The sequence below is a fragment of the Undibacterium sp. RuTC16W genome, assembly GCF_049339445.1.
GTDB lineage: Bacteria > Pseudomonadota > Gammaproteobacteria > Burkholderiales > Burkholderiaceae_D > Undibacterium.
This window is the reverse complement of sequence record NZ_JBMPPE010000007.1, coordinates 12,796-26,262: the sequence shown is the minus strand read 5'-3', so window position 1 is coordinate 26,262 and position 13,467 is coordinate 12,796. Positions and strand designations below refer to the sequence as shown.

The 13,467-nt window shown below is 43.8% G+C and carries 12 protein-coding genes and 1 tRNA gene; 9 read left to right on the top strand and 4 right to left on the bottom strand.

Translation table 11 applies throughout. From position 1 onward, the window contains the following. Positions 1 to 48 precede the first annotated feature (48 nt). The 6 genes from ACO0K4_RS14060 to ACO0K4_RS14035 all read left to right on the top strand — a co-directional run bounded on the left by ACO0K4_RS14060 (position 49) and on the right by ACO0K4_RS14035 (position 4,625). Entirely contained in the window at positions 49 to 435 is a 387-nt protein-coding gene (locus ACO0K4_RS14060) for a phage tail protein (RefSeq protein WP_422957264.1), read from the top strand. Between the two features lie 83 nt (positions 436 to 518). Next, positions 519 to 920 (top strand): tail fiber protein, encoded by a 402-nt coding sequence (locus ACO0K4_RS14055; protein ID WP_422957263.1) that lies wholly within the window; start codon positions 519 to 521, stop codon positions 918 to 920. Between the two features lie 2 nt (positions 921 to 922). Then, positions 923 to 2,620, top strand: coding sequence for a hypothetical protein (locus ACO0K4_RS14050; RefSeq protein WP_422957262.1), 1,698 nt, complete (start codon positions 923 to 925; stop codon positions 2,618 to 2,620). 153 nt (positions 2,621 to 2,773) lie between these two features. Continuing rightward, entirely contained in the window at positions 2,774 to 3,688 is a 915-nt protein-coding gene (locus ACO0K4_RS14045) for a hypothetical protein (protein ID WP_422957261.1), read from the top strand. A 429-nt stretch (positions 3,689 to 4,117) separates the two neighbouring features. After that, positions 4,118 to 4,327 (top strand): hypothetical protein, encoded by a 210-nt coding sequence (locus tag ACO0K4_RS14040; protein ID WP_422957496.1) that lies wholly within the window; start codon positions 4,118 to 4,120, stop codon positions 4,325 to 4,327. Beyond that, positions 4,278 to 4,625 (top strand): antirestriction protein ArdA, encoded by a 348-nt coding sequence (locus tag ACO0K4_RS14035; RefSeq protein ID WP_422957260.1) that lies wholly within the window; start codon positions 4,278 to 4,280, stop codon positions 4,623 to 4,625. The genes ACO0K4_RS14040 and ACO0K4_RS14035 overlap by 50 nt, the downstream gene beginning before the upstream one ends. Before the next feature lie 105 nt (positions 4,626 to 4,730). Here the strand turns inward: ACO0K4_RS14035 and ACO0K4_RS14030 are convergent, their stop codons facing one another. The 3 genes from ACO0K4_RS14030 to ACO0K4_RS14020 form a co-directional block, all read right to left on the bottom strand. Further along, entirely contained in the window at positions 4,731 to 5,909 is a 1,179-nt protein-coding gene (locus ACO0K4_RS14030) for a hypothetical protein (RefSeq protein WP_422957259.1), read from the bottom strand. A 91-nt stretch (positions 5,910 to 6,000) separates the two neighbouring features. Continuing rightward, positions 6,001 to 7,614, bottom strand: a complete 1,614-nt coding sequence (locus ACO0K4_RS14025) for a DUF6538 domain-containing protein (RefSeq protein WP_422957258.1) — start codon at positions 7,612 to 7,614, stop codon at positions 6,001 to 6,003. A 92-nt stretch (positions 7,615 to 7,706) separates the two neighbouring features. Continuing rightward, a tRNA-Phe gene (locus ACO0K4_RS14020) sits at positions 7,707 to 7,782 on the bottom strand. A 149-nt stretch (positions 7,783 to 7,931) separates the two neighbouring features. Between ACO0K4_RS14020 and ACO0K4_RS14015 the strand changes: the two genes are divergently transcribed. From ACO0K4_RS14015 to ACO0K4_RS14005, 3 genes are all read left to right on the top strand, one after another. Next, complete coding sequence (locus ACO0K4_RS14015) at positions 7,932 to 9,155, top strand: FAD-dependent monooxygenase (RefSeq protein WP_422957257.1); 1,224 nt, start codon at positions 7,932 to 7,934, stop codon at positions 9,153 to 9,155. Positions 9,156 to 9,201: 46 nt separating this feature from the next. After that, positions 9,202 to 9,918 (top strand): DsbC family protein, encoded by a 717-nt coding sequence (locus tag ACO0K4_RS14010; protein WP_422957256.1) that lies wholly within the window; start codon positions 9,202 to 9,204, stop codon positions 9,916 to 9,918. 64 nt (positions 9,919 to 9,982) lie between these two features. After that, the gene (locus ACO0K4_RS14005) at positions 9,983 to 10,627 is read left to right on the top strand and encodes a nucleotidyltransferase family protein (RefSeq protein ID WP_422957255.1); all 645 of its coding nucleotides are present in this window, start codon (positions 9,983 to 9,985) and stop codon (positions 10,625 to 10,627) included. Positions 10,628 to 10,650: 23 nt separating this feature from the next. Here ACO0K4_RS14005 and ACO0K4_RS14000 read toward each other — a convergent pair whose 3' ends face one another. After that, on the bottom strand, positions 10,651 to 13,353 hold the full coding sequence (locus tag ACO0K4_RS14000) for a PAS domain-containing sensor histidine kinase (protein ID WP_422957254.1): 2,703 nt from the start codon (positions 13,351 to 13,353) through the stop codon (positions 10,651 to 10,653). Positions 13,354 to 13,467: the final 114 nt, after the last annotated feature.

The window sequence follows — 13,467 nt, the reverse complement described above, 5'->3', positions numbered from 1 at the left end:
ACAGCGTGTTGCGTTATATCGTTTGCTTTATTTACTAAAGGGATTGCTATGAGCTCCAGCCTCGAACCACCTGTAGGCATGATCATTTCGGTGGCGAACATTTTAAATATAGCGCCCTATGGCTGGCTAGTTTGTAATGGCAGCGAATTCGACGGGGAGAAATATAAGAAACTGGCTAATTTGATAGGAACTATTTTTACTCCAAACCTATCTGGTTTCACTTTAATCGGCGCGGGAGTGATGCAAACTGATTCCCCAACACAACCAACATTGCCACCAGCAGGTTGCGTACTTGATTCATCTAGTCACCCACCTCAAACAACTTATGGACAGATTTTTACTGCAGGAGTCATTTCAACTCCGATGACGAATTCAAGTCTAGTCCAGCCTTCATACGTAATATATTATTTAATTTATGCGGGCGAACCTGAGTAGCCTGAAAATAGCAGATTTCAAAAATTCTTATTTTTCAAAGAAGTTGAATATGCAGACTTACTAAAACTTAGAAAGGAACTTCCGTGAGCTCGACATTTTTAATGCCAGTAGGAACCATTATTCCAATGGTAAGTTTAGAGGACGGGATTTCGGCAGGGTGGCTCCTATGTAATGGGGAACCATATGACACACAAGTATATCCCGATCTTTTTAAGATACTTAAAAGCTCAAATACTCCAAATTTAGCAGGGTTCACGCTAATAGGCGCGGGAACCATTTCCTCGGAAGCGCCTTTCGACGGTACTTATCCAAATCTTCCCCAAGTAGGTGGTGAAGTTTCACCTTCATGTTTGCAACCTTTGATTACATACGGAGCAAGTTTTCTTCCAGTTGGTTCAGGCATGAGCGGAACCCTACCGCTAATACAGCCATCTTATGCTGTCTTTTACCTAATTTTTGGTGGTGAAACAACTGGAGTAATCTGATTATGTTTAATCAAAATGATCCTTATAGCTATACCAAGTATTACACCTTGTATATTGCAAATCACCTAATTGGTCGGCTAACGTTAGACTATAGGGTAGCTCTATACAATGATGTGCAAGCTTTCGACGATCACTCCGTTCAACAAGAGCCTAATCAACAATTTTATGTTCACTGTACACAGCGAATCTCAATTACTAATACATTCGCGGGCGCAATCGGACCTAACGACATAGGCACTGAGTCCCCAGAGCTAAAGGAATCCTTTAATAACTATCCAGCTTTAATCGAATCAGTGGTTCTTGTCGAACCACGAGACGGGTTAAAAATAGAGTTGCTCGATTTTTCGCCTAAAACTGTTAACACCGCAGTCCAAACGTCACAATCAAATGGCGCAACAAAAGACAGTAATAACTCATCCACAACAACATCTACAACAGGGTCATCTTATTCACAATCCAGTACTTATGGGGTTTCCGTATCAGTCGGCAATATGTACGGTCTGACAGTATCGGCGGAAAATACTTTTGCTGCATCTAAAGAAAAATCGAGCTCAAACTCCGATGGACAGAGCTCAAGTGTTGGAAACAGTTCTGGGATGTCGGAATCAATGAGTATTAAGGATTGGGGTAGTTACGCCTCCGTAAACCCAGTAACGGCTAGTCCAACTTGGGTATTTGGACAAGAATATCCGTGGAACGCAATTGAGTGCAAGTACTCAAATGGGGTAAAAAATCCAGCACCATCGTTCATAACTAATGATCAAAATCAAATTCAATTATTAATTTCTCCGACAATGCAGGAAAATCTGTACCAAGGAAACGTCCTTTATCCACCAAGTGAATTATCGATGTATGGTTTAACTTTTATTACGAAGTCCTCTTGGCGTGTGTATATAGATAATTCAACTTCATCGAAAATAACAATTGGAAATCACATTTATTATTTTACTGCTTCACATTTATTTATTCCGAGTACAGATGATGGTGAAGTTTCTTCTTATGTGCCGGCTGTTTACATGGATGAAACTGAATGGGAATTAACCTGTGACAAGGATGGAAAATCCATTCCCGATTTTACCTTTGATCTCAATATCATGGGATTAGATCCAATCGGTGTCAACACGAATATCGCTGTTGTTGGTTTTACCCCTTCAAAGTTTATTCCTTCAGCCCAGATTACCACTCAAGGCTCCGCGGCCACGCTTCCACAAAAGTTCAAAACTATCGCCCCTACGAATGATCTAATTATAGAGAACTCTTCGGAATATGTAGATTCTTCAGTCGAGTCTGGATTCTCAGTATCTCAGTCATGCCTATCAGCTAGTTGGAAAAACACCTATAGCCAATATAAAGTCAGTTTATATTTTAAAGTAACTGATCTGGTACAGGAATACACCCTATACATAAAACATTGGGTCGGTCAGCAAACAGGCGTAATGTTGAAAATTGTCATTAATCAAGATACCACTAACAGTATTGAACGTTACGTTGATGCTCTCGAAGGACAAGGTGGTGGTGATAATCTTCTTAAATTGTCATTACGCGATCTAGATTTTGCATCAATCAACTATCATGACTTTTTGCAGTTAGGGTTAAATTCAATTGAAATTTCTATTTTACCCGCAACTTCTTCAGGAGACTCACCTGAAGGGACATGTGTTTATCAAATCAGGGCAATATCGATCAAAAGAAATACGTAGAGGGTTGATTGACATTGATCCACACAAATCAACGAACGATATTTAAAAAATGTAAATTATTCTAACTATTGCAAAGTAATAATAATGTTCTCGAACTACGTAAATAATAAGGACGATCCTCTGCCAGAAATATATGCTCGTTACAGGCAACCTATGTCCTTTTTTGAAGACGATAACAATAATAGAAAAAGAAAGCATGAAAATGAAGATGATTTACATCATAGCGAACGTGACGAAACCGCTTTTGGATACTTCCAGGAAAAAGTGAGTAAAAAACCCTTGCAAGGTCCTCACGGAGCTTCTCACGCTTATACTGAAACGTCACTCCAAATTATAAGAGACTACAAAGAAATAAAAGAGGCGAATTTTGATTATAGAAAAATAATGGAAACTAGAATAGTGCCATCACCAGGAAGGGCAAATGCTCTATTGATTGAAGGCTTTGAACACTGGGGGAGAAGTGACGGTACTAATCAAGAAAAACAAAGAAGAGAATACATGCAAAAATATATCTGCTTGTACAATATGCTTGAAGAAACAGAACCGCTCGAACAAAGCAAACAGTTAAGGCTAATTCAGCAGCTAACTGAATTAGCCCCTAATCAAACGTATGGTTGGGCGAAAGGGGACTACACACGGGCACAAATTGGTGGAAAAGGCGAAACTAGGACCTCAGCAGTCGACGATTTTATTACACTTAAATCTTTGAAAGAACAAAATATAAATATCGGACAACATTTTAATGAAGATTATTTTAGAAGAACTCAAACCAACAGCTTAACTGATCAAGACCTCAAATTGAAAAATGTTGATGCTAGTATAGGAACCGACTACAACGACGAATTTGAATACCCCCAAGGTTTTAATACGGAGGCAGAGAAATTTAATAATAGATTCAATACAGTTAGGAGATTTTTTTTAAAAGCGGCACAATTTCCAAAATTGCTGTTAGAGGAAGATAATTTATCTAATGTTTCAATCGATTCGGATCATGACATAATAGAAAAAAAAGTTAGTACTTCAATTGCTGCATCCCTTAAAAGTATCTTTCGGTATAAACTAAAATAACATATAGACAGATCGCTGGCAGCGGTAGTCAATCGGCAAAGATATGGCGTCAAGTCATACTAATTAGTAGAAGTAATTAGCCAAGCCTGATCAGTCAAAATTCCCACTTGATGTCCCAGTTCCGTGTCGTACCAGACTTGAGTTACGGATGGCATTGTTTGACCAATTTATATTCCAGCATATCCTATCGCAAGACCGGTGGGTTTCGAGCATCGTAGCGTTTTGCCAATGTAACGTAGGCGTCCAACTATCCGGCATTGAAATGATCAAACAAAAGCGAGAGACTACCTGAATTTCAACAGGAGTCTCGATGGCAGAGGATGACAAGACGAAGTTGCAGCAATGGACGCAAAAGATTAAAGAATATGAATGTCTTCAATCAACTTCAGACTCAACTAGCCTAAAAATGATACGAAAGCGGATAACACCATGAGCATATTTTTCGCACAACCGTACAATATAAGTGCAGTCGGTTTTTACTTTGATACTTTGGAGGCATACACTGAGAAATCAGAAAGCCTGTTAGACGCCTTTGGCAACCCCGTGGAAGAGTTTGAAATTCAATTCATAGATATGGGGCGACTGGGAGTTGTTTTCAGGGTGTGGTATCAATCAAGCCAATTTAAACCTATGGTTTGAAACTATTGCCGATTTAGCCGAGCATGAAAAAATAGCTTTGTATTACTTGTGCAGTGTTTCAAGCTATAACTTGGAAAATGCTTTGGATAAGCTGGAAGACGTGAATTTGTCCGAAGGCAGTTTGAAAGACGTAGCAGAAAATCTGTTTGATGAATTCTATCTAAACGATGTTCCAGAATCAGTACATGCATATATTGATTATGAGAAGTTCGCACTAGATTGTGAACTAAATGGCGATTTATTCGAATTTGAATTTAACGACACAACTTGGACATGCACGAATGCTTCGGGTGTATAGGTGAAAAGACCGGGAAAGACCGGGAGGGACCGGGGAATATTCCCGCACCTTCCTCTGTCCAACCAGACTGCCTTGTCCAAGCATAAATTAATCGATCTGAGCAAATTAAATTGCTTTTGTTGAGCCTTTGATTTTCCTTGGGTTTAGATTGAATTTCAGTTTCTTTTGCAGTTCGTATTTCCAAATGAAATTTTTTAATAGGCTACAACTCGAACCGTGCATTTCATCAATTAGATTTGCAATTTGTCGGGCAGTTAAATGGTGGCTATTTTTTGAGTCTAAATCCAGACCAAGATTTAAAGTGGAATTTAGTATTTTTTCATAGCTGACAGTACAGTTTTCAATTGCTCGAAATTTGAAAAAATCGCCAGTAGTATCTGCTAATAGATGAGATATGTTGCCGTGAAATAACTCATGTCCATGATCATCTTGAATAAATGATGAACTGTTCAAGTCCACGCCATAATCGTGGGACAGTTCTAAGGTATCAATCAATGCATTTTCATTGAGCGAACAAAAGTCATTTTCTATTAGGGTTTGCCATAGCCAAAAAGTGATATTAAATTCCTTGAGATTGATTTTATCAACAGCATTTTCAACAATGTAATTTGCTAAATCAACGTCGTGAAACAGTGCAGACTGAAAAAAACTCAACGAAATTTCTGGAAATTTTTGACCGTTCCATTGGTCGTAAATTTCTCTCGCTTTAGCTTTTGAATCAATAATAGCAATCCGAAATTTACTAAAAGCGATAAGTGAGTCATTGAGTTTTTCATCACTTTTATTTGTTCTGTTATTTGCCAGGAATGAAAAATCTGGCATGCCGACAAATTTATAATCTGACGGAGTAGCTTCGTCAGCAATTGATCTGAAAAAACCAACTAATTTGTCATTCACTACCATTACTGGAATTCGCATTTTCCACACTTCAGCAATTTCACTAAATTGTATGTCGGAATTCTCATCTGCTCTAATTTGTGTGGAAAACATCGGCACAATGTGGGTGATAATCCATTCGTAAACAGAACCCAAATGGTATTTTCTAGGTGGAGTTGATGAGCCGTGAATTCGCCATTTTTCAATAGTTGAAAGTGGTTCGCCCAGCCAATCTGCCAGTCCTGATTCAGATGTTAATCGTGTTGTTAATTCGACGGCGGCTATTGAAGACGAATTTTTAACTAATACCGATGACAGCATTTCAAAAGTTGCCCCAAGATGCGCGATCGCTAACTGAGTATCGGGGGGTAATTTCTTGAGTTTAAGTAAAAATTCAAGTGGAGTCATGATAATGTTAATTTAAGCTACCCGTACAGCTTTGCCGGTAGCTTTCCATTTAATTGGAGCTGATGTTTTTTAGGATGTGGGTTATATGGTTTCAAGGAACCATATTTTTTGACAGCCATACATTCCACCAACCCTTTTTATATTTCAATTGATCAAAGGGAATGAATGGGAAATCCAAGGCGGTGAACGCATCCCTAGCCTGAACATCGGCAGTCGCTTTGCTACGATAGTGTTTCGCTTTAATGCCGACTGGTGCATGACCTGTCCACTGGTCAGCACGAACAGCATCAAGATCACTTGTACCTAATGCGTCAGCTACCGTGTCACGGAAACTATGCAGAACCTTAGTTCGTGGAATATGTACGCCGATTTTTTGGAGATAATTATTCACGTCCCTAGATAAATTGCGTTCCCGTTTTTTTCTGGAATCCATTGGCAGATTCGGGAAAAGCCGCGTAGCACCCAATGATCGCAAGTCTGCGAGATAATCATCGAGACCAATTTCCCATAATATTGGATGTAACGGTATGGTTCTTTTTGACTGCGCATTTTTTAGTCGCTTGGTTTCTATCTTGTGCTCAATTGAGTTAGGCTTCTTTCTGGGGCGATGCTTAATTGAAATACTTCGAATGCCATTTTCAATAATGATGTCATCCAGATCAAGACAAGCGATTTCGTTGGCACGAGCACCCGTAAATAAAAGCAATAAAGGACCCCAAAACTGATGTGGTCGTTTTGCCTTCATGAAGTTCGTACTATCAAAAATCTTAATCAATTCTTCTTGCTGGAACGCTTCTGCACCACCATCAATTTCGCCATCAGAGTGGCGGACTGAATCTTCAAATGGATTTGGTTCAAAACAACGTCCCGCTTTAATCGCCCATGAAAAAAATCCAGATACATTGGTTAAATGGTCATTGCATGTTCTGGCTGAAATAGTGTCAGGAGCAGTATCGTCGCCATTCGCATCAAGCACGGTTGGTGGATTGAGTAAAATTTCAGATGCCGTGCCGATTTTAATATTTCGTTTTTTTGCATGCAGTGGAATATGCGAAAGTGCCTCATTGAAGTCCATACATTCTCGCCGAGTGAGTTCATGCACCATGCGATGATTGCCACCCATCAGAATGCCAAATAATTCCAGACTTTCGGTATAGGATTTTTTCGTGGCAGCAGCAATGCCTTTTTTGGAGAGTAAGTAGGAATCAAAGGCATCTTTCAACGTGCTGGGCTTAGTTGGGAGTGCTGGAGCAAATTGAGTAATTTCGGCTTTTAATTTCTGAGCTTCTATTTTTAGTGCTTCAGTTGGTGGCGGAGCTGGTTGTTCACCACGACTGGCATGCAAGAAGAGAGCGAAATTTTTCAGTTCTTCTTGAGCGATTTGGGGATTATCGCTCGTCTGAATACGTGCGGCAGAAATGCTGCCATCTTTCCCAATAGTGAGCCCTTCCACAATCAATTTTTTAATGCTTGCTGGATCAAGGCTATGTGGATCAATCGTCATAAGTCGCGCCAATCTGGTAATCAATGGGAGCATTGTGCCAGAAAGTTGGTAGCCCGTAAGCCTTGCGGTTTTAGGACAACGGGTAAGTAGGGAACGATTGAGTTCTGGCTGACCGAGAATGGTAGCGAGAATTTGTGGAAAAACGATTCGGAAATAAAAAACGCCGTGTCGAGAACGGCGTAGGTGTGAAGCTAATTTCATCGGTATCACCTCAATGTGAGGTGGAACACCTGTTTGGAACACCTGATATTTTAAAGGCCAGAAACCTCAATCAGATCAACAACTTATAATCTTGGTGGCCCGGGGCGGAATCGAACCACCGACACAAGGATTTTCAATCCTCTGCTCTACCGACTGAGCTACCAGGCCAAGACCAAGAATTATAGAGATGTGGTCGCTAATATGCAAGCTTTTTATGAATTAACTTGTGCCGTCATCCTGTTGTGAGTCAATTCGCTGCTTTTTTGACTGCCGTATAATGGGATGATTATTTCTCTGTTTGTAAGGTTTATAGCGCGATGGCGACTCAATCTGTGCATAGCGATATTTGTATTATTGGTGATGGTGCAGTTGGTAAGGCGGCTGCCTTGGGTTTGTCTCAGCAAGGTTTGCGTGTGACTTTGCTCGCACCTTCGCTTGTGCCTTCTCATTTGCCGGCATTTGCGGCGTCTGCTGCATCTGTTCGTGACGACTGGGATGTGCGGGTGTTTGCGCTCAATCACGTGGCGCATGATTTGCTGAGTGATTTAAAAGTCTGGGGTGCGCTGGATCATGAGCGGATTGCCAGTGTCGAGGCGATGCAGGTGTTTGGCGGTAACGCAGCGTCGGATGGTAAGTTGGGCTTTGATGCGTATGGCGCGCATGTGCAAGAGCTTGCCTGGATTGTTGAGGATAAAAATCTGAATCAGGCTTTGGATAATGCATTGAAGTTTGCGCAGAACATCACGCAGGTCGCCGGACACGCATCACGTATGTCTGTGAATGATGCTGAGGTTAGTATCCAACTCGACAATGGTGATCAGTTGACTGCCGCTTTATTAGTTGGTGCTGACGGTGCGCAGTCCTGGGTGCGCGGGCAGGCAGATATCGGACTGGATTATCGTTCTTACGGACAGCAGGGGGTTGTGACGAATTTCGCTTGTGAAAAACCGCATCGCGGGATTGCACATCAATGGTTTGTTGAGGACTTGGGTATTATTGCGCTCTTGCCTTTGCCGGGGCAGCGCGTGTCTCTGGTTTGGTCTGCGCCCGACCCTTTGGCTGAGCAATTGCTGCGTGAGCCTTTAACGGCGCTGGCGGATCGTTTATTTGTGTATTGCGGTGAGGTGCTGGGGCGTTTAACACCTTTGGTTCCGGAAGTGGTTAAAGCGTTTCCTCTGCGTTTGACGCGACCACATTCGATGATTGCATCGCGGGTGGCCTTGATTGGTGATGCCGGGCATGTCGTACACCCGATGGCCGGACATGGGATGAATCTGGGGTTTGGCGATGTACAGGCTTTATTGTCGGTACTCTCTGCACGTGAAGAGTATCGCGATTGTGGTGATGCACGTGTCTTGCGCCGTTATCAGCGCGCACGCACGGAAGAGGTGGCATTGATGCAGTTGACGACAGACGGCCTGGCACGATTATTTGGTACTGATCTGGCGCCGCTGCGTCTGGTGCGTAATCTGGGATTGAACTTGCTGGATAGTTTGCCTGTCATAAAGAGAAAGCTGATTTCTCATGCAATGGGTAAATAGACTCTTATTTTGTTTTTTTGTATTTAATTGACGGACACGAACACGAATGAAAATCAAATCACTTATCGCTGCTTTGCTGATGTTATCGGCAACTTGTGTCATGGCAGAAACTGCTCAGGAAGCCGCTGTAAAAAAGCTGGTGGAGCCTCGCCTGAATGACGGCACCAAAGTCGATTCAGTGACCAAGACCCCTTACTCAGGCTTGTTCGAAGTGCGAGTCGGTAGCGATGTTATTTATACTGATGAAAAAGCTCAGTACTTGTTTATCGGTAATGTGATTGATGCCCGCAATGCGACGAACTACACCAAGGTGCGTGTCGATGAGCTCAGCCGGGTTAAGTTTGCCGATCTGCCTTTTGAATCGGCGCTTAAAACAGTTAAAGGCAATGGCAAACGCGTGATCGCGATTTTTGAAGATCCGAATTGTGGCTACTGCAAGCGTTTCCGTAAGAATTTGCAGGACGTTGAGAACGTCACGGTTTACACTTTCATGTACAACATCTTGTCGGAAGACTCCAGCGTCAAATCCAAAAATATCTGGTGCACTGCCGACCGTAATAAGGCATGGGATGAATGGATGTTGAACGGCAAGGTCGCACTGACTGCAGCGGCGAACTGCAATACGCCGAACGAGAAGATTTTTGAACTCGGTAAGAAGTTACGTATTAACGGTACCCCGACGATTTTCTTTGCCGATGGCTCACGTATTCCCGGGGCTATCGATGTCAAAGGTCTGGAAGAAAAATTCTCTAGCCTGAAATAAGAGTGACTAGCCGTCCGTATCACTTTCATTATTTCCACCACCTTAGTTTCTTTCAGATTACCGCATGAGTGAGAGTCCTCAGTCCCTTAAAAAGTGGCGGGGTATCTTACTCGCTGCGGGACAAGGCCGGCGGTTTGATCAGAGTGGGCAGCGCAATAAGCTGTTGCAGCCCGTTAGTGATCAGCAGACCGTGGCAGTCAGCAGCGCCCGGCATTTATTGGCGGCGCTGCCGGATAGTCTGGCAGTCATTCCAGCATCCTCCGCTTGTTCCCTCTCTCCAATTTCTGCAATCCCCCGAGAATCGGCTACGACTGTTCTTGCAAAGTCACTGCGAGATACAGGGTGCGACATTGCTACTTGTCCGCATGCAGAGCAGGGGATGGCGGCATCGCTGGTGTATGGCTTGCAGCAGAGTCTCGACTATCAAGGGTGGGTTATTGCTTTAGCGGATATGCCTTATGTGCAGCCGTCAACGATTCGTCAGTTGCTGTCTGCTTTAGAGTCCGGTGCTGATATTGCCGTGTTGCGTTATCAGGGGAAGCGCGGTAATCCCGTGGCTTTTTCGCGCACCCATTTGGCTGAGCTACTTTTGTTATCCGGTGATCAGGGCGCCAGAGATTTATTACGGCGCTATCCTGTTGTTGAGATCGATGTCGATGATCCGGGAATTTTGCAAGACATTGACCGGCCAGAAGATTTGCTGCTTTAGCTTTAAATCAAATTAAATTAAATTTAAGGTGCGCTTTGCGGCAAGACGATTGCGAAATGCGCGCCCGCACCTGGACTGCTGTTCACCGTGATGCGGCCACCCAGTACACCTGTGACCAGGTTGTACACGATATATAAACCTAAGCCGCTGCCGCCTTGACCGAGTTTGGTTGTAAAGAACGGGTCGAATAAATGGGCGAGGGTATCGGCACCCATACCCTGACCGTTGTCCCGATAATCCAGCAGAATCTCATTGTCGGATGTGTGAGCTGAGATCGTGATCTTGCCCTCTTCCAGTCGATCAAATCCATGCAGTAAAGAATTCGAAATCAAATTCGTGATGATCTGCTCTATCGGCCCCGGATAGCTATCGAGCTGAATTTTTTCTAAAATCTGGATGTCGACATGATGACTGGTGTGCTTGAGCATGGGCATCAACGTGGTCATGACCTCATTGATGGTCGCCTCCAGATCAAACAGGCGACGCCGTGCGCTCGACTGATCAACCGCGACTTGCTTAAAATCAGAAATCAGTTTCGCACTGCGTATTGCATTGTGCTCAATCATCGTACCCGCTTGTTTCATGAGTTCGGCAGAATGAATCGCCTCACTGCGCCTTAGTTGGCCGCTATTGAGCTGAGCCAGGAACGCGGTACTCTCATCTTTTAAAGTGGATGCAACAGTCACGATATTGCCGATTGGCGTATTCAGTTCATGCGCGATACCGGCGACGAGATTGCCCAGTGCAGCGAGTTTCTCGGACTGCACCAGATGTTCCATCGCCTGTTGCAATTCTTCTGTACGTTCTAATACACGATGCTCCAGCACTTGGTTCAAATTTTCCAGCGCGATTTTCGTATTTTCTAATTCGGTAATGTCTAGAATTGCGCAGATCATGCCATCGACTTGACCCAGCTGATTTTTGAAGATAGCGCGATGAAAAATCACGTAGCGTGGATCGTTGGAGTCCTCATTGATGCGACGCTGAAAAATTTGTTTTTCCTGCGTTTCGTATAGCTGCAGATCTTTTTCTTTATAAAACGCAAGCCTCTCCTGGTCTACCCAGTCTTCCAGTTTTTTATGAATAATATCGTCTCTGCGCAGATGCATCATGCTGAGAAAGGCGTCATTAAACCCGAGATAACGTCCCTCACGATCTTTGTAAAAAATCGGAATAGGCATCGCCTCTAGCAAAGTCTCAAGAAAATTTCTTTCCCGCAAAATGGCAAGCTTCGCCGCGTTACGTTCAGTGATGTCGTGGATGCTGCAACGTACTAGCTGAGCCTCTTGTTTGCCTGGAAGTTTGATGAGCTGGATTTCGCACGGAATCGATGCGCCGTCTGCATTTTTGCACATCCATTCAAAACGGACGTCCTGCCCCGATAAGGCGGATGCTACGTGTCCTTTGATGACGTCTGCGGCGTCTTGCCCATCTTCTTGCAACACCGAACTAAGTTGCCGCGCATTGAGATTGAGTAATTCCAGTTGCGAGTAACCAAACAACTTTGCGGCATGCCGGTTCGCTTCAACAAATTTATTCTGAACGACATCGAGTACCAGGATCGCCTCAGGCGCGTGATCGATCAGCGTACGATAAGTTGCCTCACTATTTTGCAAGGCGATTTCTGCAAATTTTCGTTCAGTAATGTCGATCAGTGTTTCTAACGCGCCGACTGTATTGCCGACCTCATCGACTAGCGGCACGGCCGTGAAATGCAGCCACTTGCCATGTTCACCGATACGGCTGAAATAGCCCTCAGTCTCGATCGCACCGACCACGTTTTTGCTTAAGAAAACATTGCTTTGATAATGAGTCTGTATTGCCTCAATATTCCTGCCACTCAGGATCAGATTGGCGAGGCATGGGCGTGCATCGTGATAAAAGCCGCGCCATGCCTGGGTCGTTCCTATGATGTCGCTGGCTTTGGTATGGGTCATTTGTTCCAGCAGGGCATTCCACTGCGTGACGACATGGCCCGCATTGATCGTGAACAATGCCACTGGCAGGCTTTGATAAGTCTGTTGCATCTGATGTTCTATCGCGCTGACACGGGCCACTGCCAGTTTGCGGTCGGTAATATCTCTGGCCGACGCGATAGAGCGGCGTTTGCCGTTGAGCTCTTCGATGTGTAACGAAACTTCTACCCAAAACAGGCAACCGTCGGCATGCCGTGCATGCCATTCAAAAAGCTGCGGACCTTCGTTGATGGCCTTGTTGAGCCAGACCTGTCCTTCGGTTTCAGTGTAGGGCGGATAATTCGCGCTGAAATTCTCTATATTCAGCGTGCTTGCTTCTGTCTTAGTGAACCCATACAGCTCAGTAAAGCGCATATTGATATCAATCAGATCGCCGTTTTCCAGATCGCGGATCACAATTGCTTCACTGCTGAAATTGAATAACTCCCGATAATTATTTTCGCTGCGCTCCAATGCTTTCTGGTCATTTTTACGGCTATGTATCAGAAATAACAACATGCCAAATAAGGTGATCAGACTGATCAGTGTTACCGCGATTAGCGGATCATCAAGGCCGAACAAGGCAACACTATCCGTTGTAATAGCAATGTTGACAGGGCGGGATGAGTCTTGCGCCGATAGGACCGGTGCAGCGATAAATAAGCTGGCAAACAAGGTGACAAACAAGGCGACAATTCTCAGAAAGCGTCGCACCACAACAGACAATCTGACTGGGCGATGCGTACGGAGTGGCGTGCTGAAAGCTGTCATTTGCGCAGTGTGGGAGGGCGTCGCCGGAGAGTAAATAATAAAAACAAAACCGGCATCAGTGATGCCTGATTTTTTCTTATCTTAACTGCCAACTCGCATAAAAAGTGACCGGTA